This is a genomic window from Kribbella sp. NBC_00889, assembly GCF_045207705.1.
Classification (GTDB): Bacteria; Actinomycetota; Actinomycetes; order Propionibacteriales; family Kribbellaceae; genus Kribbella.
This window is the reverse complement of the sequence record NZ_CP108783.1, coordinates 1,689,189-1,716,163: the sequence shown is the minus strand read 5'-3', so window position 1 is coordinate 1,716,163 and position 26,975 is coordinate 1,689,189. Positions and strand designations below refer to the sequence as shown.

27 protein-coding genes and 1 pseudogene are annotated in these 26,975 nt (G+C 67.3%); 11 read left to right on the top strand and 17 right to left on the bottom strand.

Annotation, left to right across the window (positions count from 1 at the left end; translation table 11 throughout):
* The 4 genes from nadA to OG817_RS08340 are packed head-to-tail and all read left to right on the top strand — an operon-like array spanning window position 1 to window position 4,857.
* The gene (nadA, locus tag OG817_RS08355) at window positions 1-1,101 is read left to right on the top strand and encodes a quinolinate synthase NadA (RefSeq protein ID WP_406053128.1); all 1,101 of its coding nucleotides are present in this window, start codon (window positions 1-3) and stop codon (window positions 1,099-1,101) included.
* Window positions 1,098-2,609 (top strand): L-aspartate oxidase, encoded by a 1,512-nt coding sequence (gene nadB, locus OG817_RS08350; protein ID WP_406053127.1) that lies wholly within the window; start codon window positions 1,098-1,100, stop codon window positions 2,607-2,609. Before nadA ends, nadB begins: the two co-directional genes overlap by 4 nt.
* A gap of 45 nt (window positions 2,610-2,654) precedes the next feature.
* The gene (locus tag OG817_RS08345; protein ID WP_406053126.1) at window positions 2,655-3,347 is read left to right on the top strand and encodes an NADP-dependent oxidoreductase; all 693 of its coding nucleotides are present in this window, start codon (window positions 2,655-2,657) and stop codon (window positions 3,345-3,347) included.
* Between the two features lie 25 nt (window positions 3,348-3,372).
* Entirely contained in the window at window positions 3,373-4,857 is a 1,485-nt protein-coding gene (locus OG817_RS08340) for a glycosyl hydrolase 53 family protein (RefSeq protein ID WP_406053125.1), read from the top strand.
* A 78-nt stretch (window positions 4,858-4,935) separates the two neighbouring features.
* Here OG817_RS08340 and OG817_RS08335 read toward each other — a convergent pair whose 3' ends face one another.
* Both OG817_RS08335 and OG817_RS08330 read right to left on the bottom strand, forming a co-directional pair.
* Window positions 4,936-5,409: a pyridoxamine 5'-phosphate oxidase family protein gene (locus OG817_RS08335; RefSeq protein ID WP_406053124.1), complete on the bottom strand. Its 474-nt coding sequence runs from the start codon at window positions 5,407-5,409 to the stop codon at window positions 4,936-4,938.
* Between the two features lie 67 nt (window positions 5,410-5,476).
* Window positions 5,477-8,251 carry an AAA family ATPase gene (locus OG817_RS08330; protein ID WP_406053123.1) on the bottom strand — a complete coding sequence of 925 codons (2,775 nt, stop codon included), beginning with the start codon at window positions 8,249-8,251 and terminating at the stop codon, window positions 5,477-5,479.
* Window positions 8,252-8,505: 254 nt separating this feature from the next.
* Here OG817_RS08330 and OG817_RS08325 point away from each other — a divergent pair, with 254 nt between their 5' ends.
* The gene (locus tag OG817_RS08325) at window positions 8,506-9,186 is read left to right on the top strand and encodes a sigma factor-like helix-turn-helix DNA-binding protein (RefSeq protein ID WP_406053122.1); all 681 of its coding nucleotides are present in this window, start codon (window positions 8,506-8,508) and stop codon (window positions 9,184-9,186) included.
* Window positions 9,187-9,204: 18 nt separating this feature from the next.
* Here the strand turns inward: OG817_RS08325 and OG817_RS08320 are convergent, their stop codons facing one another.
* The 5 genes from OG817_RS08320 to OG817_RS08300 form a co-directional block, all read right to left on the bottom strand.
* A complete protein-coding gene (locus OG817_RS08320) occupies window positions 9,205-10,140 on the bottom strand; it encodes a hypothetical protein (RefSeq protein ID WP_406053121.1) in 936 nt (311 codons plus the stop codon).
* Window positions 10,137-10,625, bottom strand: a complete 489-nt coding sequence (locus OG817_RS08315) for a hypothetical protein (RefSeq protein WP_406053120.1) — start codon at window positions 10,623-10,625, stop codon at window positions 10,137-10,139. Before OG817_RS08315 ends, OG817_RS08320 begins: the two co-directional genes overlap by 4 nt.
* A gap of 3 nt (window positions 10,626-10,628) precedes the next feature.
* The gene (locus OG817_RS08310; RefSeq protein ID WP_406053119.1) at window positions 10,629-11,852 is read right to left on the bottom strand and encodes a macrolide family glycosyltransferase; all 1,224 of its coding nucleotides are present in this window, start codon (window positions 11,850-11,852) and stop codon (window positions 10,629-10,631) included.
* The gene (locus tag OG817_RS08305; RefSeq protein ID WP_406053118.1) at window positions 11,849-12,745 is read right to left on the bottom strand and encodes a patatin-like phospholipase family protein; all 897 of its coding nucleotides are present in this window, start codon (window positions 12,743-12,745) and stop codon (window positions 11,849-11,851) included. Before OG817_RS08305 ends, OG817_RS08310 begins: the two co-directional genes overlap by 4 nt.
* A gap of 134 nt (window positions 12,746-12,879) precedes the next feature.
* Window positions 12,880-13,584, bottom strand: coding sequence for an SDR family oxidoreductase (locus OG817_RS08300; RefSeq protein WP_406053117.1), 705 nt, complete (start codon window positions 13,582-13,584; stop codon window positions 12,880-12,882).
* Window positions 13,585-13,662: 78 nt separating this feature from the next.
* Here OG817_RS08300 and OG817_RS08295 point away from each other — a divergent pair, with 78 nt between their 5' ends.
* Window positions 13,663-14,046 (top strand): winged helix-turn-helix transcriptional regulator, encoded by a 384-nt coding sequence (locus tag OG817_RS08295; RefSeq protein WP_396395721.1) that lies wholly within the window; start codon window positions 13,663-13,665, stop codon window positions 14,044-14,046.
* On the opposite strand, the gene OG817_RS08290 is transcribed toward OG817_RS08295, so the two are convergent.
* The 6 genes and pseudogenes from OG817_RS08290 to OG817_RS08265 all read right to left on the bottom strand — a co-directional run bounded on the left by OG817_RS08290 (window position 14,018) and on the right by OG817_RS08265 (window position 17,854).
* A complete protein-coding gene (locus tag OG817_RS08290) occupies window positions 14,018-14,356 on the bottom strand; it encodes a DUF1684 domain-containing protein (protein ID WP_406053116.1) in 339 nt (112 codons plus the stop codon). The two genes, OG817_RS08295 and OG817_RS08290, sit on opposite strands and share 29 nt — an antisense overlap.
* Before the next feature lie 439 nt (window positions 14,357-14,795).
* Window positions 14,796-15,594, bottom strand: a pseudogene (locus tag OG817_RS08285) (LLM class flavin-dependent oxidoreductase).
* A complete protein-coding gene (locus OG817_RS08280; protein ID WP_406053115.1) occupies window positions 15,591-16,625 on the bottom strand; it encodes an FAD/NAD(P)-binding protein in 1,035 nt (344 codons plus the stop codon). Before OG817_RS08280 ends, OG817_RS08285 begins: the two are co-directional and overlap by 4 nt.
* Window positions 16,622-17,182, bottom strand: coding sequence for a hypothetical protein (locus OG817_RS08275; protein ID WP_406053114.1), 561 nt, complete (start codon window positions 17,180-17,182; stop codon window positions 16,622-16,624). Before OG817_RS08275 ends, OG817_RS08280 begins: the two co-directional genes overlap by 4 nt.
* Window positions 17,149-17,337, bottom strand: coding sequence for a hypothetical protein (locus tag OG817_RS08270; RefSeq protein ID WP_406053113.1), 189 nt, complete (start codon window positions 17,335-17,337; stop codon window positions 17,149-17,151). The genes OG817_RS08275 and OG817_RS08270 overlap by 34 nt, the downstream gene beginning before the upstream one ends.
* 136 nt (window positions 17,338-17,473) lie before the next feature.
* Entirely contained in the window at window positions 17,474-17,854 is a 381-nt protein-coding gene (locus OG817_RS08265) for a nuclear transport factor 2 family protein (protein ID WP_406053112.1), read from the bottom strand.
* A 219-nt stretch (window positions 17,855-18,073) separates the two neighbouring features.
* Here OG817_RS08265 and OG817_RS08260 point away from each other — a divergent pair, with 219 nt between their 5' ends.
* Window positions 18,074-19,309 carry an MFS transporter gene (locus OG817_RS08260; protein ID WP_406053111.1) on the top strand — a complete coding sequence of 412 codons (1,236 nt, stop codon included), beginning with the start codon at window positions 18,074-18,076 and terminating at the stop codon, window positions 19,307-19,309.
* A gap of 59 nt (window positions 19,310-19,368) precedes the next feature.
* Here OG817_RS08260 and OG817_RS08255 read toward each other — a convergent pair whose 3' ends face one another.
* A complete protein-coding gene (locus tag OG817_RS08255; RefSeq protein WP_406053110.1) occupies window positions 19,369-20,709 on the bottom strand; it encodes an NAD(P)/FAD-dependent oxidoreductase in 1,341 nt (446 codons plus the stop codon).
* 223 nt (window positions 20,710-20,932) lie between these two features.
* On the opposite strand from OG817_RS08255, the gene OG817_RS08250 reads away from it, so the two are divergent.
* The gene (locus tag OG817_RS08250) at window positions 20,933-22,261 is read left to right on the top strand and encodes a BTAD domain-containing putative transcriptional regulator (protein ID WP_406053109.1); all 1,329 of its coding nucleotides are present in this window, start codon (window positions 20,933-20,935) and stop codon (window positions 22,259-22,261) included.
* A 58-nt stretch (window positions 22,262-22,319) separates the two neighbouring features.
* Window positions 22,320-22,841, top strand: coding sequence for a hypothetical protein (locus OG817_RS08245; protein WP_406053108.1), 522 nt, complete (start codon window positions 22,320-22,322; stop codon window positions 22,839-22,841).
* A 40-nt stretch (window positions 22,842-22,881) separates the two neighbouring features.
* On the opposite strand, the gene OG817_RS08240 is transcribed toward OG817_RS08245, so the two are convergent.
* Complete coding sequence (locus OG817_RS08240; protein ID WP_396395737.1) at window positions 22,882-23,376, bottom strand: winged helix-turn-helix transcriptional regulator; 495 nt, start codon at window positions 23,374-23,376, stop codon at window positions 22,882-22,884.
* A gap of 135 nt (window positions 23,377-23,511) precedes the next feature.
* Here OG817_RS08240 and OG817_RS08235 point away from each other — a divergent pair, with 135 nt between their 5' ends.
* Both OG817_RS08235 and OG817_RS08230 read left to right on the top strand, forming a co-directional pair.
* Entirely contained in the window at window positions 23,512-24,900 is a 1,389-nt protein-coding gene (locus tag OG817_RS08235) for an MFS transporter (protein ID WP_406053107.1), read from the top strand.
* Window positions 24,901-25,092: 192 nt separating this feature from the next.
* Window positions 25,093-25,752, top strand: a complete 660-nt coding sequence (locus OG817_RS08230) for a nitroreductase family protein (protein ID WP_406053106.1) — start codon at window positions 25,093-25,095, stop codon at window positions 25,750-25,752.
* 152 nt (window positions 25,753-25,904) lie between these two features.
* On the opposite strand, the gene OG817_RS08225 is transcribed toward OG817_RS08230, so the two are convergent.
* Both OG817_RS08225 and OG817_RS08220 read right to left on the bottom strand, forming a co-directional pair.
* A complete protein-coding gene (locus OG817_RS08225; RefSeq protein WP_406053105.1) occupies window positions 25,905-26,519 on the bottom strand; it encodes a hypothetical protein in 615 nt (204 codons plus the stop codon).
* Window positions 26,516-26,644 carry a hypothetical protein gene (locus OG817_RS08220; RefSeq protein WP_406053104.1) on the bottom strand — a complete coding sequence of 43 codons (129 nt, stop codon included), beginning with the start codon at window positions 26,642-26,644 and terminating at the stop codon, window positions 26,516-26,518. Before OG817_RS08220 ends, OG817_RS08225 begins: the two co-directional genes overlap by 4 nt.
* Window positions 26,645-26,975: the final 331 nt, after the last annotated feature.

Below are 26,975 nucleotides of genomic sequence, written 5' to 3'. Positions count from 1 at the left end.
ATGGGGATAGCTGGGGAAGTTAACCGGATCACCTTTCTTGGCTGCGGGCACGTCGCAGATGGTACCGTCACTCTAGTTATCGCCTATCGAGCGAAAACCTGTCGATGGAAGGACCTCGTCGTGACCGTTGCTCAGAGCACGGCAATCAGCTGGCAGGAAGAGGTACGCCGCCTGGCCCGGGAGCGAGATGCGGTGGTGCTCGCCCACAACTACCAGGAACCGGCGATCCAGGATGTCGCCGATCACGTCGGCGACTCGCTCGCACTGTCGCGCATCGCGGCCAGTACCGACGCGTCCACGATCGTGTTCTGCGGTGTCCACTTCATGGCGGAGACCGCCAAACTGCTCAGCCCTGACAAGACCGTGCTGATCCCCACTGCTCAGGCCGGCTGCTCCCTGGCGGACACCATTGACGCCGACCAGCTGCGGGCCTGGAAGGCCCAGCACCCCGACGCCGCGGTTGTTGCCTACGTCAACACCAGTGCGGCGGTGAAGGCCGAGGCCGACATCTGCTGTACGTCGTCCAACGCGGTGGAGGTGGTGAACTCGATCCCGGCGGATCAGCCGGTTCTGTTTCTGCCCGACCAGTTCCTCGGGGCCCATGTCAGGAGGCAGACCGGTCGGGACAACATCGAGGTGTGGATGGGCGAGTGCCACGTGCATGCCGGCATCAGCGCGGCCGACCTGCGCGCTCAGGTGGCGGCCGATCCCGCGGCCGAGGTTCTGGTCCATCCCGAGTGCGGCTGCGCGTCGTCGGCGGTCTGGCTCGCCGGCGTGGGTGATCTGCCGGCAGATCGGACCCACATCCTGTCCACCGCCGGCATGCTGGACACCGCTCGTGACATGACCGCGAAGACCGCCCTGGTCGCGACGGAGATCGGCATGCTCCATCAGCTTCGCAAGGTGAACCAGAAGACGACCTTCCTGCCGGTGAACCCCAAGGCTTCGTGCCGATTCATGAAGATGATCACCCCGGAACTCCTCGTGCGGTGCCTGCGTGAGGGACGCGACGAGATCCACCTGGCGCCCGAAGTCGTCGAGCGTGCCCGGCGTTCGGTCGAACGGATGGTTGCCATCGGCAAACCTGCAGGTGCTCGATGACGTACGCCGTCGACGTCGTCGTCATCGGCGCCGGCGTAGCAGGTCTCTCGACCGCGCTCGGCCTGGCAGCCACCCGCGAGGTGCTCGTCCTCAGCGCCGGCGACGGCAGCACGCCGTCGGCGCAGGGCGGTGTCGCCGCCGCGTACGGCGAGGACGATCCGCTCGACCACGCGCGCGACACCGACGTCGCCGGTGCAGGATTCTGCGATCCCCGCAACGTTCGGGCGCTGGTCGAGGAGGGACCCCAGCGACTTGCCGAGCTGATCGCTCAGGGGGCGCGCTTCGACCGGAACGACGACGGATCCCTGTCGAGGACTCTCGAGGGCGGCCACGGTCATCCCCGGATCGTGCACGCGGGCGGTGACGCCACCGGCGCGGAGGTTCATCGCGCGCTCCGCAGCGCGCTGGAGCTCACCGGCGTTCAGACGATGGACGGACGGACCATCGGCCTGATCAAGTCGGACTCCGGCCGCATCGTCGGCGTGCTCGTCGAGACCGGCACGGAGATCGCCCGGATCCACGCGCGCGCCGTAGTACTGGCCACCGGCGGAATCGGCAACGCCTACCTGGCGAGCACCAATCCGCCGACGGTGCGCGGTGACGGCATCGCTCTGGCGCTGCGGGCCGGTGCATCCCTGGTAGACATGGAGTTCGTCCAGTTCCACCCGACCGCGCTCTTCACCGGCGAGACCAGCGGTCAACTGCCGTTGGTCACCGAAGCCGTCCGCGGTGAAGGCGCAGTGCTACGTGACGTCCATGGGCGCAGGATCATGGCCGGCCGGCACCCGCGAGCCGATCTGGCCCCTCGGGACGTCGTCGCCCGGGAGGTCGAGGCAACGATGCGCCGCGACGGATCCGACCACGTCTGGCTCGACGCCACCTCCATCGCACCCGACGTACTTCGTCACCGGTTCCCGACCGTACTGGCCTCCTGCGCTCGGATCGGGGTCGACCTGCTCTCCGAGCAGATCCCGGTCGCGCCCGCCGAACACTTCCTATGCGGCGGTATCCGGACCGACCGCGACGGCGCAACCGACGTACCAGGTCTGTACGCCGTCGGCGAGGTCGCCGCAACCGGCGTACACGGGGCCAACCGGCTCGCCTCCAACAGTCTCCTGGAGGGCCTGGTCTTCGGTCGGCGCGTTGCCACGGCCCTCACCCTCGACCTCCCAGCAACCGTCCACGATCGCTCACACGAACTGGCGCTGAACCATGATCGCGAACCCGAACGGATCCGCGCGATCCTGACCAAGTACGCCGGCATCCGTCGCGATGGTGCAGGTCTGAACGCCGCTGCGGACGAACTCGAGCCCCTGGGCAACGGACCGCTGGCAACGGTGGCGCGATCTGTCATCGCGGCAGCGACCACACGACAAGACAGCCGCGGCTGCCACTGGCGCTCGGACTACCCCCGCACCGACGAACGGTGGAACGAGCATGTCGTCGTACGCCTCGACGAAGAAGGCCGCCCGACTACCCGACAGCTCCTACGCTCGGGCGCACGCTGACCCCGCTCAGGTTGCGGGGGTACGTCGTCGAGGTGGTTCTCCGGGATGCCGTGGTTCCCGCGGCAGGCCGGTGCGTACGCGGAGTACGTGACCGCGCCCGCTCGCCAGTTCACCCGCAAACCAGCGACGCTGAGCCACGATAAGGCCGCGGGCGTGCCGCTCGCAGCACTGACTGCTTGGCAGACGTTGACCGCCGTGGCCAACGTGACGCCCGGGCAGCGGGTGCTCGTCCACGCGGCGGCCGGCGGCGTCGGCCACCTCGCTGTTCAGTTCGCCAAGCACCTTGGCGCTTATGTCATCGGTACTGCGAGCGCAGGCAAGCACGATTGGTTGTCCAAGCTCGGCGCCGATGAACTCGTCGACTACACCGCCGTACGGTTCGAGGATGCGGTGCGCGACGTGGATGTGGTCATCGACCTGATCGGCGACAATCACGACAACACCAGCACCCGCTCGCTCGAAGTCGTCCGGCCCGGTGGCCTGGTCGTCGCCGTACCTTCCGGGGTCTCGCCGGAGTTGCTCGAGCGGGCCCAGGCACACGGCCGCCGGGCTCGCGCATTCCTGGTCGAACCCGACGGCCCGGCGTTGACCACGATCGCCGAGCTCATCGACGCCGGCGACGTAGCGGTCGAAGTAGAGGAGATCTTCACCTTCGACCAGGCTCCCGAGGCGCATCGCCGCGGCGAAGGCGGACACACCCGAGGCAAGCTCGTCCTCCGCGTGGCCTCCAGCTCTTGACACCGGTCGTGCTGGGACGGATTCTGTGACCGCTCACAGCTCCGTAGACCTGGTCCATCGCGAGGGAATCCGCTATCTGCGGGTGCGGATCATCGGCACCAGTCCCGGTGCGACCGTGGGCATCAGCGAGATCAGAGCGTTCAACTATCTTCGCGACGACCTGGCGAACGGCGCGGACATGTCGTACGCCGACCAGCACCAAGGTCAGAACTTCTACGTGAATCCGAACCCGTCGATGGAGAACATGGGCGCTGGGCCGGGTCTGCTGGACGTCGCGGCCGACCGCGGCATGCAGTACACGCGGTTGCGCGTCTGGAACGAGCCCCGCGACGAAAGTTCGGGCCTTCCGACCTCACCGGCGTACCAGGGCCCGGACCGCACCGCGGTGGTCGCCAAGGCTGTCGTCGCGCAGGGCATGAAGCTCGGTATCGACTTCCACTACGCCGACTCGTGGGCCGACCCCGGAAAGCAGCCCGAGCCGCGTGCGTGGGCACAGCTGACGTTCCCCGAACTGCAGCAAGCCATGTACAGGTTCACCCACGACTATGTACGCCGTCTGGCCGGGCAGGGAACGCGACCGGATAAAGTTGCTGTCGGCAATGAAGTGATCAACGGCTTCTTGTACGGCAGCGAGGCCGCCGACATCGGCACGACCAGCCCGCCGTACTTCGACCGGGACAAGGACATCTACCAGTCCCAGCCAGGTGGCGGCCTGCTGTGGAAGTACTGGAAGTCGACAGTGCCGGAGGAGCAGGTCAAGTACAACCAGGCGTGGGATCGTTTCGCATCACTGATGGCCACCGGCATCAGCGCCGTTCGCAAGGCCTCGCCGTCCACCAAGGTCGAGGTCCACGCCATCGTGGACAAGGACCGGTTGGACAAGACCATGGAGTTCTGGCAGCAACTCCTCCCCCGGCTCAAGGCCCGAGGCGTGAATCCGGATGTCTTGGCAATGTCCTACTATCCCGAGTGGCATGGCTCGCCGGACGAGCTCGATCTCTACCTGCACACCATGGCGACGACACTGGGGAACTACCGGCTCGAGATCTCTGAAACGTCCTACCCGGCATCCGGCGACGGCGGCGCTCCGATGCCGAACTCCACGTTCCCGCGCACGGTACAAGGTCAGGCCGACGCGCTCCAGCGCGTGATCCAGGCGGCGAACGACATCGTCGACAACAAGGGCGTCGGGATGCTGGTCTGGGAGCCGGCGGACTGGCAGTCGATGTTCCGCGCGGTCCCGGGGATGCCCGGGTACTTCGAGCCGTACGCCTCGATCGACATCTTCGCCAAGAGTGCCGCGAAGAACATCCTGCAGGACAAGGTCTACCTCACCGCCAAGGGAGGAAGTGCTCCGCGACTCCCCCGCAACGTCACAGTCATGCGGGTGAAGGACAAGGTCTTCCGAGCCACGCCGGTCAACTGGAGTCAACCCGACCCACAGGGCACCAGATACTCGATCACCGGCCAGACGCCTACGGACCTGTCACCGCGATCGTCGACGTGCTGAACTGAAGGCCCGGGCGGTGTCTTTGGGTCTGTTGGATCGGCCGAGCGCCGACCTGGTCCGCGCATTCCCCAGCGGCATCTAGCCGAGGTCCACCGTCATCCGCCGGTCAGTGCCCGTGCCGTACTCCGGGTGCCGCCCGGGGATGTGGATGGAGTGCTCACTGATCCGCGCCCGATACAGCCGCCGCACCTCTGGATCACGCAGTTCCGCCGCGGCAAACTGTCTGAGTCCCGGGAACCGTGTCCAGATCACGGTGTCGAGACATCCTTCCAACTCGTCGTCCGGGACCACCTCTGCCCGGGCGATCAAGTAGACCGCCTCCCCACTGCCGATCTCCGCCGCGGAGTCGAACACCACCATGCTGACCTCGGGCCGCTCGGCAATGTTCCGCGAGTGATGTGATTCGAGAGACGACACCCAATAGACGACTGAGTAGCCATCCGGCGAGAAGTACACCGGCGACACTCGCGGGCGACCGTCCGGGTCCACGGTTCCGAGAACCATGTATCGATTGCTGTCGATCAAATGCTTGGCCAGCGCGACAGGTACCATCCCGGAAAGCTAGCCGACAACCGGGTCGGTCTTCAGGTCGCCGACGCTCTGAGGATCGTCTGCTGGATCAGATTGTTGCTGTGGCTGACGTTGCTGTGCTCTGGGCGAGCCTGGTGGAGATCTCTCTGCGAGAACTGATGCCGAGCTTGGAGAAGACCTTGCGCAGGTGCCAGTCGATCGTGTGTGGGCTGAGGAACAGCCTCGCGCCGATCTCGTGATTGGTGAGCCCGTCGCCGGCAAGCCGGGCAATCTGCGCCTCCTGAGCCGTGAGTGCGGTCTGTGGAGCGACGGCGCGTTCGCGTACTCTCCCTCCCGTCGCCCGCAGCTCACGACGCGCGCGCTCGGCGAAGGCGTCAGCGCCGAACTGGCTCAACATCTCGTCGGCGATCGTGAGCTGCGCGCGAGCGTCGACACGGCGGTTCTCCCGTCGCAGCCACTCCCCGTACAAGAGATGCGCCCGGGCCAAGTTCACGCGGACCCGGGTCCTGGCGAGCCGCGCGATCGCCTCACGGTAGAGGTCCTCGGCAGCGACGCCGTCGCTCAGCAGAGCGCGTGAGCAGGCCTCGGCGCCGAGCGCCCAGTCCGTGCCGCTGGCCCGTGCTGCCTCCGAGAGCTGCTCCAACGCGTCGTGCGCGGCCTCAGGCGAGCCATTGCGCACAGCTGCCTCGATCAGCTCGGCAAGAGCCCATCGCGGCGCGCCGAATTCCTCCTGGTACCTCGCGGCCGCGCGCGCAGCACTCAATGCCTCCTCGTACTGCGCGAGGCCGTTGCACAGTACTGCGTGATGGCAGTTCGCAACCGTGACCCCGAGCCCCTGGCCATGGACGGCCCCCTCACTGACAGTCGCGTCGATCAACGCGCGCGCCTCCCGTTCATGACCACGAGCTGCGGCCAACGCCAGAGCCCCGAAGGGCGGTTGGACGGTCCCGGTGGCAGCACTCACCGTTCTCACTTCCTCGACCACTGCCGCCGCCGCCATCAGGTCACCGGCGAAGGCGAGCACCACGGCCGACGAGTCCAGAGCCAGCGGAAGTCCGCTGAGCGCGCCTGTCCGACGGGTGAGTTCTACATGGCGAGTCGTCACCGCCTGCCAGCGCTCGAGGTCCCAGAGATCCGCCGCAATGACCCCCGCCAGCAAGAGCCAGCGCAGCGACTCCTGCACAGGAAGGTCGTCGGCAGAGAAAGCCGTGAGGGCGCTCTCGATCGCCGGTACCGAGGCCTTGAAGCCATCCGTCAAACGCATCGCCAACGCATCCAGCAGTTCATCGGTGGCACGCGGCAACGGCGACGGTGGCGCACCACTCGCCGCTGTTCCCACCTCCGGCCACCCCGGGCTCCGCGCCAGATGGCCGGCGAAGACAACCGCCGAGACTGCTTCCAGGTAGGTGTCACGAGCAAGTGCTACGTCGAGCTGCTCTAGCCGGCGAGCGGCGGCAAGCAGCGGAGCAGGAGCGTCCATGCCGCGGCCCTGCGCAAACGCAAGACCGGCGTGCAGCACATCGATCCGGGCACGAGTCAGCTCGTCGGGCGCATCGATGCCGGCTGTCGACAGAAGACTCGTCGCCGATCCGAACGACCCGGCCTGGAACTTCGCTTGGGCAGCTTCCAGCGCGCGCGTCGAGCGGCGGCCAGGATCGCGCGTCAGCTCAGACGCGCGCTCCAGGAACGCAGCCATCGCCGCCATCCCACCGCGCGCCTGGGCGCGGACGGCCGAACGCTCGAGCTCCATGGCGACGTCCTCGTCAGGACCTGACGCAGCCTGTGCACGATGCCAGGCCCGGCGATCCGGATCCGCATCGGGATCGGTCGACTCCGCCAGCGCACGATGTGCCGCCCGGCGCTCTGTCAAAGATGCGACCCGGTACGTCGCGGAGCGCACCAGCGGATGCCGGAACCGGACGCGGGCGTTGAGGGTGATCAGCTCCGACGCGTTCATGACCGCGGCGTCGACGTCGACGCCCAGAAGCTCGGCCGCCCGTCGCAACAGCCTGACGTCACCGACCGGCTCGGCGGCCGCGACGACCATGAACGATCGAGTCTCGACCGAGAGCGACTCGATCCGGCGGACGAACTCCCGCTCGATCTGGCTCGACAGCGGCCGCGCGTCCGGTGGCGCGAGGCCGGCGGCCACTTCCGCCACCGTCCATCTGCGCGGCAGTTCGAGAATGGCCAGCGGGTTGCCGCCGGCCTCGGCGAGGATCCGATCGCGCACCCGCAGGTCAAGCGGACCGGTGATGACGGAGTCCAGGAGTCTTCGGGAGTCGCGCTCGAGCAACCCTCTGACCGGCACTTCGGGCAGCCCGGCCAGTGTTTCGTGCGACACGGGCTCGCGGACGGCGAAGACGAGTACGACGGACTCCGCGAGCAGCCGGCGGCCAACGAAGCCCAAGGTCAGTGCCGATGCCTGGTCCAGCCACTGCGCGTCGTCGACGAGACAGAGCAGTGGCTGGTCGGCTGCTGCATTCGCGAGCAGGCTCAGAGCGGCGAGGCCAACCAGGAACCGGTCGGGCGTACTGCCCGACCGGAGGCCGAACGCAGCACCGAGCGCATCTCTTTGAGGCTCCGGAAGGTGGTCCAGACCGGCAAGCAGCGGAGAACACAGCTGGTGCAGCCCGGCGTACGACAGTTCCATCTCCGACTGAATGCCGGCCGCCCGCACGATCCGGTATCCGTCCGACCGCTCGATGGCGTACTTGAGGAGTGCGGTCTTGCCGATTCCCGCCTCGCCCCGCAGGACCAAGGCCGCACTGCGCCCCGCCTTGGCGCCTCGCAGGAGGTCGTCAAGGACTCGACACTCGTCTAGTCGCCCGATCAGCCTGGCGCCCGACTGGCCAGGTGCCACCGATCGAGAGTACCTGCAATCGCATCCGGGTCGGTACGCCTACGGACCGGCCGATGACATGTCAGGGCCGCAAGCAACACAAGGCAAGACCGTACCGGAGGCCACGAACCTCGTAGTCGCACAGCGCCACGTGGCAGAAAGGCCCACGTGGCAGGCCACGGGCGCCCGGGGGCGCGCAGACACCGGTGACAGACGGACTGTGATGACTGACGCATTGCTGCAGCACCTGCCGGACCGGGAGAAGGGCCAGGAGGATGAGCGTTGGTGCCGCGACAGCGAGTTGGGAGCGCGAGAGACCCGGCGCAGTCCTCGATGGTGCGGCTGAGTCTGCCGACGGTGACCTCGACGAGGCCCTCGCTGTCTTCCTCGGCGAGCGAAGACGACTGACAGCGATCGCGTCGATGATCCTGCGCAGCGTCACCGAGGCCGAGGACGTCGTACAGGAGGTCTGGGTTCGCTGGCAGAAGACGGACCGGGCAACCGTCGGCAACGCACGAGCACTTCTGGTGACGATGACGACTCACTGTGCCATCAATGTCAGACGGTCGGCCAGGCGTCGTCACGAGGTGTACGGGTCGTCAGTCCCGGATGCGGCAGACCCGGACGCCAGTCCCATGACGGACATCGAGCAGAGCGAAGCTCTCGGGGAGGCGGTGATGCTCATCCTGGCAAGGCTCACCGCCAACGAACGCGCGGCGTACGTTCTCCGGGAGGCATTCGACTATCCCTATGACCAGATCGCGGAAGTCCTCCAACTCGGCCCGGTCTACACCCGCCAGCTGGTCTGCCGTGCTCGGCGGCACCTCGCCATCGACCGGTCCGCGACCGTCAGTCCGGACCGGCACCGACGCCTCCATCAGACGTTGATCGACGCGACCCGGGGCGGCAGCCTGACCAGGCTCGAGGAGCTGCTGACCGCGGACCTCGCAGGCTGAAACGGCGGTTGTCCGCACTCACGCCGCCGTCGTCCGATCAGCGCTCGCGGCGCAATAGTCGCGAATGAGGTCGATCACGGTGCCGGTGGTGCGATCGAGGTGACTGCGGCCGTCGGGCAATGTCGCCGTTGGGCTGATGTAACTGCGCGGCCCGACGTGAGTCGCCGGATCGAGCGTTCGCACCGTGACCTTTCCGGCACGTACCGCGCGATTCCAGCCACTACGGCGCAGCAGCCGCCACCGCTGGGGAAAGATCCACGTCCCGACCCGTTCGATGCGATCCTTCGAACTCGTCAGCTGGTACACGTGCTCGACCAACGACAAGTCGTTGGCGCCGTTGTGAAAACCGCCCAGCATGATCGCCAGGACGGGAGCGCCCAACTGGCGGTGGACTTCGTCAACCGCGCCGGTGGAGACCTGAGCGCCCCCGCTGTAGCTGAGAAGTACTACCGGGATGTTGCTGCCGGCCCGATACCCGGCCAGTCGAAGCTGAACGACGATCTGCTGACCGACCGCCCGGTTGTACAGGGGCCGGTACCGGCGGTCGGCCGCCACAAAGGTCTGCACGACGTTGTGCAGGAAGAGCAACAGACCTGCTCGACGACGCAGCCACGCCCACACCGGCCGATCAGCGAGCGGCGCGGCCAGCGGCGAGTAGGGCTGCACCTGACCCAGCACCCGCAGCTCCGGCGCCCCGGCGATCACGGCCTGGACGAGTTGGCCGCCGTCCCGGGTGTCACGGAACTGACGTTTCCCAATGCCGTCGAGATAGACCAGGTACGCCGCCGGCGGACGATCGGGTGGCGCTCCACGGGCATACGGCAGACCCTCCGGCAGCTCCGAGGTCGGAACCCTCCAGCCGACGCTGTACGCGAGTACCTCGTACCGGGCCAGCACGCCCTCGACGATCAGAGCCAGACCGATCCCACCGAGCAAGAGCACCAGACTGTTCATGCGACGGACTCCCCCACCCCGACCGCCAGCGCCCTCGCGACGAGTCGTCGAACCACCTCGACTGCGCACGCGAGTCCGAAGGCAGCAACAGCCAAGCACCCCGCTGCGGCGGCCCAACTCAGGCCGCCGGCCGCGGCCAGCGGTCCGGACAGACTGGCGGCGACCGCCGTCAGAAGCAGCACGTGAAGCAGCGGACCGAGCCACGGAAACGCCAGGATGCCTGCGAGCACCAGTGGTGCGATGAGGCCCTGTGTCCAGACGAGTCCGGCAGTGTCGGGCGCCGGATCGGACCGCAACAGGCCGGCAAGTGTCCACGCGGTCCGAGGCCACAAGGCAATCACCGCACTCTCGATCAGGGTGCCGGTCAACAGCAACCCGACGACTACGGGCCGGGACATCCCGGGACGGCGCGAGACGAGAGGTAGAACGCGTCCGGTCGCCTCCGACAGTCCGGCGATCAGCAGCAGCGCCACAACAGGCGACATGAGTCAGGCTCGCCGTGAGGGATCGACCGGCGCTTCGCGATCGACTGGCCCGGCCGCTCGCAGGTACTGCTCGAGCTCGTCGGCGGCCCGACGGAACCCACCCGGCTCACGCTCGGCGACCTGCAGGGCCGCTGCTGCCGTACGGAACTTGGGCTCCTCGAGAAGTTGGCGTGCGAGTTTCCGCCCGAGGGCCTCGGTAATGTCCTGGTTTCGGATCGTCAAACCGGCCCCGAGCTCGACGACCCGGCCGGCCACCAACGGCTGATCGGCTCCCTGGGGAACCACGAGCATCGGCACGCCGGCGTACATCGCCTCGTTGACGCCGTTCATGCCGCCGTGCGTCACGAACAGGGACGCGCGAGCCAGCACCTCCGGCTGAGGGACAGAGCGACGAACGAGAACGTTCGCGGGCAACGGCGTGAGCGCGGAGGGATCGGTCTGCCCAGTTGCGACGACCACTGTCTCGGCCAGAGGCGCGAGCGCGGTCGCGAGCGTGCGGAGCAGCTGCGGATCCGCTGTGAACACGGTGCCCATCGAGATGTAGACGACCCGGGACTGCAGTCTGTCGATCGGGAACGACGGGTCGGGCGGACGAGCCCCGATGCTTGGCCCGACGAAGCGGAACGACTCGTCGAACCCTTCGGCAGCCGGCTGAAATGTCCGGGAGGTGTAGACGAGATTGAGTGCCTGGCGAATGTTGCCCAAGTCAAGCAATGGCAGCCCGCGCGTCGCGAAGCGCCGACGTAGTTCCCACCGAGATCGCACATACCCCTTGACGTGGACCGGATGAGCCGCTGCCGCCAGCAGCAAGCTCCTCGACAGCCCGGTCGGGCTGGGCGCCCGCCGATTGAACGCGAAGGTCGTGAACGACGACGCCACCGGCACGTCGAGCTCGCGGGCTGCTATCGCACCCCACAGACAAGCAGAGTCATGGACGATGAGATCGGGCTGTACCTCACGCAGCTCACCGAGTACGTCGGGCAGCACTTGCACGGCGGTGCGCGCCAGCCCGTCCAGCAACGCAATCGGCGTAGGCGGATCGGGCAACGCCTGATCGCCGCCGGCGTAGCACCGTACCGTGGCGCCGGCCCGCTCGACCTGTGGCCTGAAAGCAGGCGAGGTGTGGTAGCTGACCGTGTGACCACGTCGGACCAGTTCGGCGACGATCGGAAGGGTCGGGTTGACCCGCCCGGGCATCGCGATGTTGAGGAAGGCGATCGTGCTCATTGACTCGTTCCTGTCTCGGCGCGAGCCTGCGACGGCTCGGTGTCAGGGTCGACTCGGTACAGCCCGGGGCCATCGACCTCGAGTTCCTCGAGAAAGCGCTCCGCCGTGACCGTCGCTGTGGTGATCAACCGCTCTGAATGCCCGAAGTCCCACGGGGCCGGCCATTGGTCGACGCCGGTAGGCAGCACGACGGTAGGGATGTGTTGGGACACATCGTGCAGATCGGACTCGATCTGATGGTGCACCTGGAGTACGGCGGCCCTCGAGGCGATCGCACCGGCGCGGCGGCGTGGTGTCACCGGCGGCAACGGCCAACTCGCCGGCCCGGTCGAGAGAACCAGCACGCTGGCCGCCCCCACCGCGTAGGCCGCCCGCACCGGAACGTAGGCGATCAGACCACCGTCGACAAGAGTCCGGTCGTCCCGTACCACCGGTGGCAGAACGCCGGGGATGGCAGAACTCGCCAGCAGCGCTGACTCGAGGTCTCCGCAGTCAAGCCGAACCTCGGCACCGGACGCGAGGTCCATTGCGACGGCGGTGAACGGGATCGGCAAATCGTCGATCCATGCCGGCAGCTCAGCACCTGCGATCAACCGGCGCAGGCCACGATCGGAGAACAGGCTCGCACGCGAGGACAGGTAGCCGAGCGGGAACACCTCACGACGACGCAGATGAATCCACACCTCGTCCAACCGTGCCGCGGCAGAGGCGGGATGCGCAGCGGCAATGGCACCGGTGAGGGCCCCGACCGACGTACCAACGATGAGGTCCGGGACGAATCCGCGACGTTCCAGCGCGTGCCCGACGCCGACATGGGCCGCGCCGAGCACACCACCACCGCCCAGGACCGCGGCGACCGGACGGGGCAGCGCCGCCAACCCTCCACTGCTCATGCCCTGCATGGCCCACCTCGTGGCGCTGACTGACTGACTCACTCACAGAGGAAGACCGAGTACCTCCCCTCTGTGTGACACACCAGCGGCCGAACGCTTTCGAGTGCCAGCTGCCACGCCAGCGAGGTCGTGGGTCAGGCGGTCTTGTGGCGGGCTCCGCCCTCGAGGTGGATCGTCTCTCCCGAGATGAAGCCCGCGTGGAGGAGCCACATCACCGTGTCGACGACGTCCTCGGTCTCGCCGTGCCGTCCGACCAGCGTGCCGGCGGCGCTCTTGCTCAACAGGGCGGCCTTCTTGTCGCCGAGCCGGTCCCAGGCACCCGAGTCGACGACACCGGGCGAAATGGCGTTGACCCGCACCGGGGCGAGGTCCGCCGCGAGGTGGCGAGCGAGAAACTCGACCGCGCCGTTCGTGGTCCCCTTGACCAGTGAGCCCGGCCCAGGCCGCCAACCGACAATGCCGGAGAACAACACGATCGATCCAGCCGGCCGCAGCACCGCAGCGAACTGCTTCGCAACCAGCATCGGTCCGATCACCTTCGCCGTGAACGCGGCCACCAGTTCGTCCTGGTCCAGGTCGACCGCACGAACGTCGTGCGGCGCGGAACCAGTCATCACGATGTGATCGACGCCATCCTCGAGCCGTGCGGCCGCGGCGGCGATCGTCGTCTCGTCCTGTAGATCGATGCGCACCGCGGTCGCACCGATCTCGCTCGCCAGCGCGTCGGCGGCCGCCAGGTCGCGTGCGCCGATCACCACGTCGTACCCGTCCTTCACCGCACGCCGCGCGACGGCCGCCCCCAGCGCCCGTGCACCACCGATGACCAGGATCCGCTGCATCTGTGTCACTCCCTTTCGTAGGATCGGATCAACGGTATGGATTTGATACCGGTATCTTCAACGGAACTGGGAGCACCCATGGGCAAGGCCTACAACGTGATGGCAGCCAGCTGCCCGAGCCGTACGGTGCTGCACCGCATCGGTGCCCGCTGGACGGTGTTCGTCGTCAACGCCCTCGCCGACGGACCGCGTCGCTTCACCGACCTGAAGTCCCACATCCAGGGCATCACGCCGAAGGTCCTGACCGAGACCCTCCGCTCCCTGGAAGTCGACGGTCTGATCAGCCGGCACGAGTACGACGCGAACCCGCCGCATGTCGAGTACGACCTGACGCCATTGGGACGTTCCCTCCTCGTCCCGCTCCTCGCCGTACGGCGCTGGGCCGAACAACACGTCCCCGACATCGAAGCCGCCCGAGCCCGCCACGAGAACGTCACTGCACCTTCTTCTCGCCGGCCGTGACCGGCAAACCGAGCCGGTTGCCCGGAATCGGCGCAGGGCAGGTCCCGTACGCCGTGAACGCGAACGGCAGATTCACCGTCCGGTTGAAGTCGACCAGGACGGACTGGTCGCGCTCGACCACCCCGGTGGTGACCGTGCGCCACGGAGCCGTGCCGTCGCCGTTGGTGTCGTCATGGAACGACAGCGACAGCCGGCCATCACCCGCGGGCGTCGCCACCAGCTCGTACGCCGAGTCACCGAGCGCAAGGTGGACAGTGCCCACCGCAGTGACGTGCTGACGCAGATCATTGCGGGCCGTGGAAACCTCCACCCGCTCGGGTTCGGCGTACGGCGTGTAGTAGAGCCGCGCACCACCCAGTCCTGATTCAACGGGTACGTCGGAACGCCAGTGAAGTCACGCCGTGTCGGGGCCTGCGGATCGCGCTGGCGAACGGCGTACCGCCCGCCCCGCAGCACCAGTTCGACGAGCCGATCTCCACAGAGCAACCAACTGAGCGAAGCCGCCTCGGCCACAACAGACGAGACCGTGCCGTGGACCGGATCACCGTTCACGGTGAGCTCGCCGTCGGCAGTGACGTACGCACGTCCGTCGGTGGCCCACCAGATCCCCGGCAAACCGGACAGGGCGGTCGGTGACGCGGGCAGCCAGTCGAAGGCGACCACGGTCAGCCAGCCGTAGTCCGTGTTCAGATCTTGCTCGCGCGCCGCATGCCAGGTGTGCCAGTCCTGCTCGAGGTCGGAAACGACAGTCATGAGGCCAGCTCCTTCCGGGTCTGCTGCTCGCGGTGCGCCACTTCGGACCGCACCGACGGGATGACGTCGCGACCGAAGTCGATCGCATCGTCGTAGATGTCGTACCCGCGGGCGGAGAAGATCCGGATCCCGAGGTCGTCGTAGTCCAGCAACGCGGCCGCGACGGTGTCCGGCGTACCGACCAGCGCGGTCGAGTTGCCGCCGCCACCGGTCAGGCCGGTCGGTGCGGTCCACAGCGCGCGGTCGTGCCGCTCGCCCTCCGCGACCGCCTTCAGCAACCGTTGCGATCCCGCGTTCTCCGGCGACTTCGAGCGCAGCCGCGTGCTGATCGGGACGTCACCTGCCTGGACGTCCTTGATCCGGCCGAGGATGCTCTCGGCCTTCTCCCAGGCCAGCTCCTCCGTCGGAGCGAGGATCGGGCGGAACGCGATCTGGATCGTCGGTCGATCGGGGCGGCCGGCCCGCGCCGCCTCGGTGTCGATCGTGGCCACCTGGTCGCGGGTGCCGGCGCGGCTCCCCCCACAACGCGAAGATGTCCGCCTCGGCCGCACCCACGGCGTACGCCGCCTGCGACGATCCACCGAACGAGATCCGCGGCCGCGGTTGCTGCAGCGGCTTGATGTCGGCCACGAACTGCTCGAACCGATAGTGCTGCCCGGCGAAGTCGAAGCGCTCGTCCGAAGTCCAGGCCTGCTTGAGGATCTGGATGAACTCTCGGGTCCGGCCGTACCGGTCGTCCTTGGCCAGGAAGTCGCCTTCGGCGGCCTGGTCGGCGGTCGACCCGCCGGTGATCACGTGCACCTCGTCCGCTCCGGACGAGCGGTGAAGAGCTGTTGATAGTGGGCGAAGGTCAGCTCCTTGTCGATCAAGGGCCGCAGCTGGCGATCGAAATCCAGTACACCGTCACCCAGCTCGGTCAGCGCCGCCTTGGTCAGGTAGCGGGTCGGCACCGGTTTCGTCCCGGCGACGGTGTAGCCGAGTTTCGCGTGATACGGCACACCGCGCCGGGACCCGACGTACAGGATCGGCTCGTGGCCGGACGGGCGATAGCTGAGCAGGCCGTCGCACTCGTCGTACCAGCCGCCGCGGCCCTCGGTGAGGAGCACCATCAGGTCGATGAACGCCTGGCCGAAGCCACGCACGATGACGTTGTCGCCCGGGTGCAGGTCGTCGAGATCGACGTCCGCGGTGTACCCGGGCGGGATGTACGTCAGGCCGGCGTCGTAGGCCTGGGCCGCCCAGGCCGCCTCCGAAGCCGTCGGGAACCGCTCGAGGTAACCGAGTGCGAGGACGACCACGTCCGCCCGCAGCTCTTTGCCAGAGGCAAGGATCACGCGATGGTCGGCGGTCAGCTCGATCGCTCGTTCCGGATGGGTGGTGACGGTCGCCGGGACCTCGCCGACGACGCGTTGCCAGGCCCAGGCGAGGTACTCCGCCTGCACCACGCGCGGCGGGAAGTCCATCGGGCCGGGCAGCTCCAGCCCGGCCCGCTCCAGGATCACCGCGCCTTCTCCGGCGACCCAGGTGGCCAGATCCGGCCCGGGCACCACAGGTCCTTCGCACTCCACCGATTCGTCGGTGAAGATCGTGACGTCCGACGTCATCGAGTTCATCCAGAGCAGCCGCGACTGTTCCCGCCGCCAGATCCGTCCGCCGCCGGCCGGATACGGATCCACGACGTGGATCTCCACTGGGCGGTCGCCCAGCAGCTCCGGCGCGTTCGCCGCGAACCGCTCGAGGAGCCCGACGGTCCGCGGTCCGCCGCCGACGAACACGACCGTCGCGGGCGGCTCCTCCCACGATCTACGCAGGTCGGCCACGGTCATGCCGTCACCCCGAGGTGGGAGCGGAGCGTCGTACCGGCGTACTCGGAACGGAAGACGCCGCGCTCGCGGAGCAGCGGGACGACGCGGTCGACGAAGTCGTCCAAGCCACCGGGTGTGAGATGCGGGACGAGGACGAAGCCGTCCGCCGCGTCCTCCTGCATGTGACGGTTGATCGCCTCGGCGACCGTGGCCGGTGAACCGATGAAGGTCTGGCGGTTCTGCTGGTTGATCACGGTCTGCCGCAGTGACCAACCGTTCGCCTCGGCCTGAGCCCGCCACCCGGCGACGATCGGGCCGGGATCGTTGTAGCCGACCCGGCCTTGGGTCACCGTCGACCCGACCACCGGGTCCTCCGCCGGCAGCGGACCATCCGGGTCGTACCCCGACAGGTCGCGACCCCAGAGCAGCTCCGCCAGGACGATCGCGGTCGGTCCGGACACCTGCTGCTCCCGGATGTACTGCGCCTTCTCGACAGCCTCGGCATCGGTGTCGGCGACCACCACCGTCACCGCGGGCATGATCTTCAGCGACTCCTCGCTCCGCCCGTACCGCGCCATCCGTGCACCGCGCCGAGCGCGAACCCCAGCACAGTGCCGTAGACAGTCAGCTGCACCGTCACCCAGAGCGCCGAGAAGATTGTCCTGGTGGTGAAGAACTGGAAGAACGTCGGCCAGTCCCAACCCGGGTTCGTGGCGAGTCCGTGCACGAACATCGCCAGCAGCACATTATGCGGACACCCGTAGTGCGACTGTCGCGGCTCGTGCTGCGGAGGGAGCGATCGTGCGCGCGCAACAGAAGCGGCCGCGGACCTGAGGTCCGCGGCCGCTCTCGTAGTGCTACATAGGGGATCAGGTGCCCGGAGCGATCGCACAGGCCGAGACACAGACCCAGGTGCCCTCACGCTTCTGGTACGCGTCCGTGTACAGAGCTTCCTGCTCCGCGCCATCGGCGAGCATCGTGTACGTGCTGCGACCGTGGATCAGTGCAACATCGCTGAGGATGCGGACCCTGACGTCGTGCACGGCGAGATCCTTGAAGGGCCGCGGCTTGGCGATGTACTCGAGGAACTCCTCACGGTTGCGGGTGACGCCCGGGGTCTGCACGACGAAATCCTCAGCAAGCAACTCGCTGAAGCGCGTGGCATCGCTGGCCTGGTCGGCTTCGACGTAGTCGAGGTTGAGCCGTTCGAGGATCGCCAGATCCTCGGGCGACTGCTTGGTGTCGCTCAATTCCCTACTCCTTCTGTGTGCGGTCCGACGGTCGTTGCAGGCGTGCACAGCGACCGGCGTCATCGTGCAAGTGATCAGTGTTCGGTCCGTGGCGCCGTCTTACCGATGCGTCGAGGGGCGCGCCAATTTGCGGAGTTGTTGGTAAGACGGCGCGACGGATCGACGCTCATCAGTGGACGAGGACTTCGCGGTTTCGGGACTGGAGAGAGGCACAACTCGATGCAAGGTGTGAGCCTGGCGATCAACCTGGGCCGCCGGGGCGGAACGCGCCGGCTGGCGTTCGTCTCCGCGGTGGTCTCGCTGATAGCCGTGTTTGCTGCGGTGGGCTCGACCATCCCCCTTTTCAACATCTACCGGGCCGAGGACGGGTTCACCAACGCCGACATCTCGCTGACCGTCGTCGCCTACTCCGCCGCGACTCTCAGCACGCTGCTGGTGCTGGGACGACTGTCCAATCATGTGGGCCGACGGCCGCCCGCCATCGCCAGCCTCGGACTACTCGTACTGGGTTGCCTGCTGCTCTTGAACGTGCACGACATCGGCATCCTGATCGCCGGCCGGCTCCTGATGGGCCTCGGCGCCGGGCTGGCCAGCAGCACCCTCACCGCCTACATCGTTGACGCCGCACCGGCCAGGCCGACCTGGCTTGCTTCCGTTGCGTCCAGCCAGACAGTCATGCTCGGTCTCGCCGTGGGTGCCATCGCCTCAGGTGCCTTGGTCCAGTTCGGCCCGTGGCCACGCGACCTCATCTACCTGGTTGTCATCGGCCTGCTCTTGCTGTCTGCCGCACTCGTCGCCATCAGCCCAGAGACAGTGACTCCGAGGCCGGGCGGTTGGCGATCACTGCGCCCCAGCGTTCGCGTGCCGGTCCGAGTCAGGCATCTGCTCCCCGTCGCGGCCGCGGTGCTCCTGGCCACCTGGGCGACTGGGGCCTTCTACCAGGCCTTCGTGCCCGCACTGGTCGCAGATCAACTTCACACCAACAACTCGCTCGTCCTCGGACTGGTGTTCGCCGCTTACATGGGCCCCAGCGCTCTGGGCGCTCCCCTTGGCGGCCGGTTCTCACCTGCGGCAGCTCAGCGCATCGGCATGATCGCCTTCCTGGCGGGATGGATCGGCCTGATCACAGCGATCAGCACCGGTGCATTGCCGTTGTTCATCGCCGCAACCATCATCGCGGGAGCCGCTCAGGGCATCGCCATCAGCGCCGCCACCCGTGGTCTGCTGTACGGCAGTACCCTGCCCGACCGGGCACCAACCTTCGCCGTGGTCTATCTCCTCAGCTACAGCGGCGCGACCGTTCCCAGCCTCATCTCCGCCCGACTCTCCACCATCTTCGCCCTACCGCAGATCGCGCTCGGATACGGCGGACTTGCCCTCGTCGCCACGCTGTTCACTGCCGCCGCTGCACACAACCCGCACACCCGAGACGACCAAGAACAGCCAGAATTCTGAGCGACCGACGTCGGAGCGCGCGGCAGGTTCACACTGCGACCGACCGCTGATCCCCTGCGTCAGGCCGAGCGGGTCGAACTGACCGTGGCCTCCTTGGCTTCGGTCTCGAACGCCTCCCGCGGGCTCTGGACCGAAGCCAGCGAGACGATGTCCCGACCGTAGAAGAACGCGATCAGCCAGACGGCGAGAACCCGGAACTTGCGGTCCCAGGTCGGGACGGCGAGCACGTGGTAGCCGCGGTGCATCAGCCACGCCGGCAGGCCCTTGATCACGATGCCGCGGTACTGGAAGATCCCCTTCCCCAGGCCGAGCGTCGCGATCGCGCCGAGGCTGCGGTGCACGTAGTTCCGCGGTTCGCGGCCCCGTAGCGCCCGGACCAGATTCTTCGCCAGCCGCTTGCCCTGCCGGACAGCATTCTGCGCGTTCGGAACCGTGAACGCACCCGGCACCGACGAGGCCAGGTCGGGAACCGCGGCATCGTCACCCGCGGCCCACGCGTCAGGCACGATCTCGTCGTCGGTGCCGATCCGCAGGTCGGCGCGGACCTGGACCAACCCCCGCGGAGTGTGCGGCAGATCGGTGTAGTTCCGGAGCAGTCTGGTCGCGGCATTACCCGCCGTCCAGACGACCAGCTCCGAGTCGAACGTCGTACCGTCCGACAGCACGACATGCCCGTCCTCGGCCGAGTCCATCGTGGTGCCCAGGTGCACGTGCGCGCCACGGCGTTCGAGCATCCTCACCACCCACCGGCCGGGCTTCTCGGTCACCTCCGGCAGGATCCGTCCCGTCGCCTCGACCAGGTGGAACGCCAGGTCGTCCGCGGACAGCTCCGGGTAATGCTTGACCAGCGCCTGCGCTAGCGACATCAACTCGGCGAACCCCTCCACCCCGGAGAAACCACCGCCGACGAAGGTGAACGTGAGCAACCTGCTCCGCTCCCGGCCCGGCGGCAGACAAGCCGCCTCGTCGAACGCGGTCAGCACCCGGTCCCGGATCGCCACCGCTTCCTCGACGTGCTTCAGCCCGATCGCGCGATCGGCCACGCCGGGGACATCGAACGTCCGGGTCACCGCACCAGCGGTCACCACCAGGATGTCGTACGTCATGGTGAAGTCCGACCCCTGCGCCGGCCGGATGACGACCGTCCGCGCCTGGTGCTCGATGTGGTTGACCATGCCGGCAACGAGCTTGGTCCGGTGCAGGTTGCGCCGCAGCGAGATCGCCGCGTGCCGCGCCTCGACCGAGCCGGCCACGACCTCGGGCAGGAAGGGCTGATAGGTCATGTACGGCCGTGGATCGACCACGACCACCTCGGCCTCATCGCGCCGAAGCTTCTTCTCCAGCTTCCACGCCGTGTAGAACCCGGCGTACCCACCGCCGATCACCAGGACCCTGCGCACCGACTCACCCTCCGTCCATTCACTTCACCAGTCGAGAACCAGCAGATACCCGATTCGTGCCATGACCTGGCCTCGATCTTTCGTGGTTGGTTGAGGGGTGGTGTCGGGTCACCCGTGGCAGTATCCCCCGCATCCCACAGAAGCCAGACGATGCAGGTCAGCCGTCGTCTCATCCAGGGTCAACGACTTGCATGGTGTCGTACGCCAGGGGCAGGCTCGTCCAATGGAGTTCCGCCTGCTTGGATCCTTCGAGGCAATGGATGCGGGCCGGCGTATCCCGCTGCGGCTTCGCCGGCAGGAGCGGTTGCTGCTAGGCATTCTGCTTCTCAATGCAGGGCGTACAGTTTCGATCGACCGGCTGACCGATCTGCTGTGGGACGGCGAGCCGACCCCGAACGCACGGCATGCGGTCCATACCTACATCGGACGGCTGCGGAAGCTGCTCGCGTCGTACAACGTCGAGATCGCCACTCAAGCCGATGGATACGAGTTCAAGCTTGCCGACCACTTTGTTGATGCCCTGGAGTTCCTGCAGTTGGCGCGCGACGCCGCTGCGACGACTGATCTTGCCGAACGTGCGCGTCATGCGGGCGCGGCGCTCGCCCTGTGGCGTGGCCCTGTCCTGGCAGATTTGACGAGTCCGTCACTGCGCTTGCGAGTCGGCGCAACTCTGGAGGAATCCCGGCTGACCACAGCGGAGACGTGGGCCAACATTCAGCTCGCGATGGGGCACCACGACCGCGTGATACTCGAGGTCGCTGGACTCGCGGAGCAGTACCCGGCCCGGGAAAGGTTGGTCGCCGCGGTCATGACCGCTCTTTACCGCGCCGCTCGGCAGGCCGATGCGTTGCACCTTTACGACCGTTCACGAAAGGCACTCGCTGAGGAGCTGGACATCGAGCCTGGACTCGAGCTCGAGACCGTATATCAACGGATCCTCACGAAGGATGTGCGACTGGAGCGACCGGCCGCCCCCATCTACGCCGTACTGGTGGGTGAGTTCTGGTTGCCGTGGAGTGTTGGCGGCCACCCAGCTCTGGAGTTCTGCAATACCTATGCCGGCTGGGGTGGACCACGCAGTCCCGGCGCCGAGTGGCTCCGTGGATATCCCACGCTGGCCGTTTGGGCCGGCCATCAGGACTTGCTGGACGACGCAACCATCACCGACCTACTCGGCGACGCACAGCGGGATCCACTCACTGCGGCCGGCGTACTGGATGAGGCGCGCAAGTTGCGCGGATGGCTGTACTCCTGCCTCACTGATCCTGGGGAGCCTCACGCCTTCGCCTCTGTCGCGAGGTACGTCGAAGAAGCCGCGCAGAACGCAACGTTCGGCTGCCGGTCGAATGGCGTTGCTCGGTGGAGTATCAACCGCGACGTCGGCCTTCGAGCGCCGATTCTCGCCGTCGCGCAGTCCGCGGGTCAGCTTCTCGCCGATCCTCGGCGACTGACCGTCTGTGCGTGCTCGAGTCCACAGTGCGGATGGCTCTTTATCGACGAGACCGGCCGACGCCGCTTCTGCAGCGTCGCGACCTGCGGCGATACCTTATGACACGACGGGATGCGATGTGGTGAGTTCGTGGTGAGCTGCCGCCGCCACTCTTGTCGACATGTCTAAGCGACTCTTCTTCCTAGCCCTTCTCATCACACTGCTCCTAGGGGCGACACCGGCTCGAGCGACCACAAGTGGTGGCTGGGTGCCGGCACCGTCAGCGCCATTCGACGCACCCGCCGGCACTCGGTGCGACTTCCCCGTCCATGCCGAACCGGTCCTCGACGAGGTAAAGACGCGGGTGCTCGCGCGCTATTCAGACGGCTCGACGAAACGCGAGGCGTACGTCGGCGACTTGATCTTCGACGTCACCAACCTCGCCACGAGCAGGACCATCCGCGTTGACATCGGCGGCAGCGCGCTCGTCGACTACGCCAGAGGTGGAACACTCGAAACGAACTCCACCTGGCACTTGGTCGGACCGGCGATGTTCGGCTTTCGCGAGAACGGAGGAAACCGTCCCCGTGGGATCTACGTCTTCGACGGCATCTTCCGTGTCGCGTTCGACGCCACCGGGGTAAAGACCGTAACCCGGTACCAGGGCATTGAACGCAACCTGTGCGAGGAACTCCAGAGGTGAGAACACCGCGCCGCGTGCGGGTGTGGTTCGGCGGGTGAGGTCAGCCCTTGCCTGACAGGGCCACGCGGGCGGCGGCCTGGCGTTCGGCCTCCAGGCGGTCCGCGGTCTCTCGTTCGGCCACCACTCTCCTGTCGTAGGCGGTGCGGGCCGCCGCGATGGCGATCTGGTGCTCCTCGGTCCAGACGACCAGGGCGCTGATGGTGCTGTGCAGGGTCGCGCCCATCGGTGTCAGCTCATAGTCCACACGTGGCGGGACGGTGGGATGCACAGTCCGGCTCACCAATCCGTCGCGTTCCAGATGCCGCAGCGTACGGGTCAGCATGCGCTGGCTGACCCCATCGATCGCGCGGCTCAGCTCGCTGAAGCGCAGGCTCCGCTTGTCGAGCAGCGCGATGACCAGAAGCGACCACTTGTCGGCGATGCGGTCGAGGATCTGCCGCACCTCACACTCCGCGCGCTGGTCCCACTGGAGAACGTCCTCGTCGATGCCGGTATCACCGCAGTAACCGAGGGACTCGAAAGTGCCGTCTTCCATAGCCCCTGATAGTGCCTGACGATGCTGTCACTTACAAGAAGGAACTAACGGACAATTGGGAACCGTCTCCGGATCGGTTCCCCGATGCAGAGGGGTTGGACACCGATGTCGAATGCGGTCAGCGTGCCGGCAGGCATGACAGTGCGCGCATGGGGCGTGTTGCTGGTCTTGTGCGGCGCGATCTTCCTCGAGGGGATCGACGTGGCGATGCTGAACGTGGCGCTGCCGTCGATCCGCCCCGACCTCGGGTTGTCCACCGGGATGCTCAGCGGCGTGGTCAGCGCCTACGTGCTCGGCTACGGCGGGTTCATGTTGCTGGGCGGCCGCACTGCCGACCTGCTGGGACACCGGCGGGTATTCGTGGTGTGCCTGACTGTCTTCACGCTCTTCTCCGGGCTCGGCGGGCTCGCCACCGAAGGCTGGATGCTGCTGGCCGCGCGGTTCGCCACGGGAGTGGCGGCCGCGTTCATGGCGCCGGCCGGGCTGGCGCTGGTCACCTCCAACTTCCCCGAGGACCGCGTACGCACCAAGGCGCTGGGCGTGTACGCGGGGACCGCGGCGGGCGGGTTCTCGCTCGGGCTGGTCGCCGGCGGCGTGCTCACGTCGTTCGGCTGGCGGTGGGTGTTCTTCGCGCCGGTCATCCTGTCCGCGCTGATCCTGGTGGCGGCGCTGATTCTGCTGCGCGAGTCCGGCGGCAAGCGGGCTCGGGGCGGCTTCGACGTGGCGGGATCGCTGTCCATCACCGGTGCCATGTTGCTGCTGGTGTACGGAGTGGTCCGGCTGGAGCACCCCGGTGACGGTACGTTCCTGACCGTTGCGACGTTCGTCACGGGGCTGGCGCTGCTCGGACTGTTCGTCGCGATCGAGCGGCGGTCGTCGTCGCCGCTGGTGCGGTTGGGCATCCTGCGCAAGGCGTCGCTCGTGCGCGTCAACGTGGCGGCGCTGCTGTTCCTCTTGGCGTTCGCGGGCTTCCAGTTCCTGGCCACCCTGTACTTCCAGGAGGTACGCGGCTGGAGCACGATGCAGACCGGCCTGGCCATGCTGGTGATCGGCATCGACACGGTGCTCGCGCCGACGCTGACGCCACGCCTGGTCAACCGCTTCGGAAACGTGCGGGTCTTGTTCGGCGGCATCGTGTTCGCGGCGGTCGCGTACGCGCTGTTTCTGCCCGTCGGCATGGACTCGGCGTACACCGCTATGCTCCCGGCGTTGCTCCTGCTCGGTCTGGCTTTCGCACTGGCGTACGGACCGCTGACCATGGCCGCGACCGAGGGTGTCGATGACGAGGAGCACGGTCTGGCGGGCGGTCTGCTCTACACGGCCATACAATTCGGCATGGCGCTCGGGCTGTCGGCCGTCACCGCAGTCAGCGTCTCCGCCGGGACCGGCCTGAGCGCGCTGCGGACCGCGCTGGTGGTCCCGCTGGCGGCGGCGCTGCTCGGTGCGCTCGTCATGGCCTTCGGTCTGCGCACCCCGGCCGCCTCTCCCGAACCCGCCGACGAGTCCGCGCCCGCCACCGTCTGACACCAGGAACGCCGCCGCTACCCTCGCCTGCCGATCAGTGCAGAAGGCGGGCGAGGTTCCCGCAGCGGTACGGCAGTCAGCGGCCGCCTGCCGCAGATCGAAGTGCGATCCGGATCACGTGTTGCCTCTTGCGCGTGCTGGAGACGGTAGACAAGTGGCTGTCGTTGAGTGAGAGGCCGAGAAGACGTGGATGTGTATGAAGCTGTGGACAGTCGCCGGGCTGTGCGGGCGTTCAGCGATCAGCCGGTATCCAAGAAGATCCTCGAACGAGTGCTGACCGCAGCGACGCGGGCTCCGTCGAGTGGGAACCTCCAGCCGTGGCATGTGTACGTCGTATCTGGTGAGCCCTTGATTGATCTGAAGAGACGCGCAACGGCCAGGGTACTGGCCGCAGACCCGGGTGACGAACGGGAGTACCCGATGTACCCGGCCGAACTGACCTCGCCGTACCTGGACCGCTTCTCCGCCGCGGCCGCCCAACGGTACAAAGCGCTGGGAATCGAACGCGACGACCCCGACAGGCCCTTGAAGATCGCCGCCCTCAACTCGAAGGCCTTCGGCGCACCGGTCGTTCTGTTCTGCTACCTCGACCACACGGTGGGGCCTGGGCAATGGGCGGATGCCGGGATGTACCTCCAGACGGTCATGCTGTTACTAAGGGCCGAAGGATTGCACAGCTGCCCCCAGGTGATGTGGACGATGTACCGCAAGACGGTCAGCCAGATAGTCGGAGCACGTGACGGGCTCGTACTGGTCTGCGGTGTCTCGGTGGGATTTGAGAGGGAAGCCGTCCCACGGCTGCGTACCGGGCGGGCGGACATGACAGAAACAGTGAGCTTCGTCGGACTGTGACCGGGCCTCTCGGACGCCGACGACAGACCTCCGCGCCACCATGACTGTCGGCTGAGAGGGCCCGGCGGGCGAGGGTGTCGGACGAGGTGCAGCGGGAGTCCGGCATACCGAGTGACGACGACCCCGACGACAAGCCGCGGCTGGACCTTGACTCACCCGTCGAGCACCTCGCGCAGCCGGGCCGCGAACGAGTCCGGGTCGCCGGTCTGGCCGTACTCCCCGCCCAGGAAGCCGCCGTGGTCGCTCGGGAATCTCGTCGGATCAACCCCGAGGGCCTCGGCAACGGCTACCGCGGCGCGTTGCGTGATCAGACCGTCCGACTCGATGCCGTACGCCAGCACTACGCGGGTCGGGGCGGCCTTGATCGCGGCGTAGTCAGGCTCGTATCCGGTGGTGTTGACGATGTGGCCGTGACCCAGCATCGGATCCTCCCGTGAGCCGTCGTCCTCTGTCGGCAATCCGAACTGGGCCGGGTCGGGAGCCGGCCGATCGGTCCAGTCGGCGGGGACTTCGCCGGCGTGCATGATCAGGCCCAGGAACTTGGCCATCCCTGGACCGAGGCCATCGCGCTCGTAGGCGTCCTGAGCATCGCGGACGGCTGCGAACGCTGACTCGCGGTCGGGCAACGCCGACACAAGCGGCGGCTCGTGGGCCACAAGGGTGCGAACCACATCAGGATGCGCCGCGACGAAGGCGAGCATGTTCACTGCGCCACCGCTGCTGGCGAGCACATCGACGGGGCCAGGACCGACGGGGACCTGGATCACCCGGCGGCTGCCATCGGCGCAGCAACCATGACCAGCGGCGTCTTGTCCGCATCGCTACCGGACCGAATGTCATAGGTCAGTACGGCGCCCGGTACGTCGATCGTACGGGTCGTTGCCTCAGTCATCTGAATCTCCTTCGCCCGCGTCGACTCCATCCTTCTCCCGCACCCCCGTGAGGTCGAGGCGCCCGGGCTGCGGTGAACCTGTCAACCGCGCCACGCGTACACATTGGTTGACTTGACCGGTTGCCTGGTCCTGGGGCCGCGGAATCCAGATGATGCGGAGCGTGCAGCGTCGCGGTGGATGGCGGATCGCAGCGTCGGCCGTGGCTGCGAGCGCGGTCATGAGCGAAGGAGCTTGGATGACTTTCACAACGGTGTGTGGGCAGGTCTTGCGGCGGTCCTGGTGGCGGCGGCCCGTCGGCAGCAGCGTCTCCGGCGATGGCCGCGAAGGACA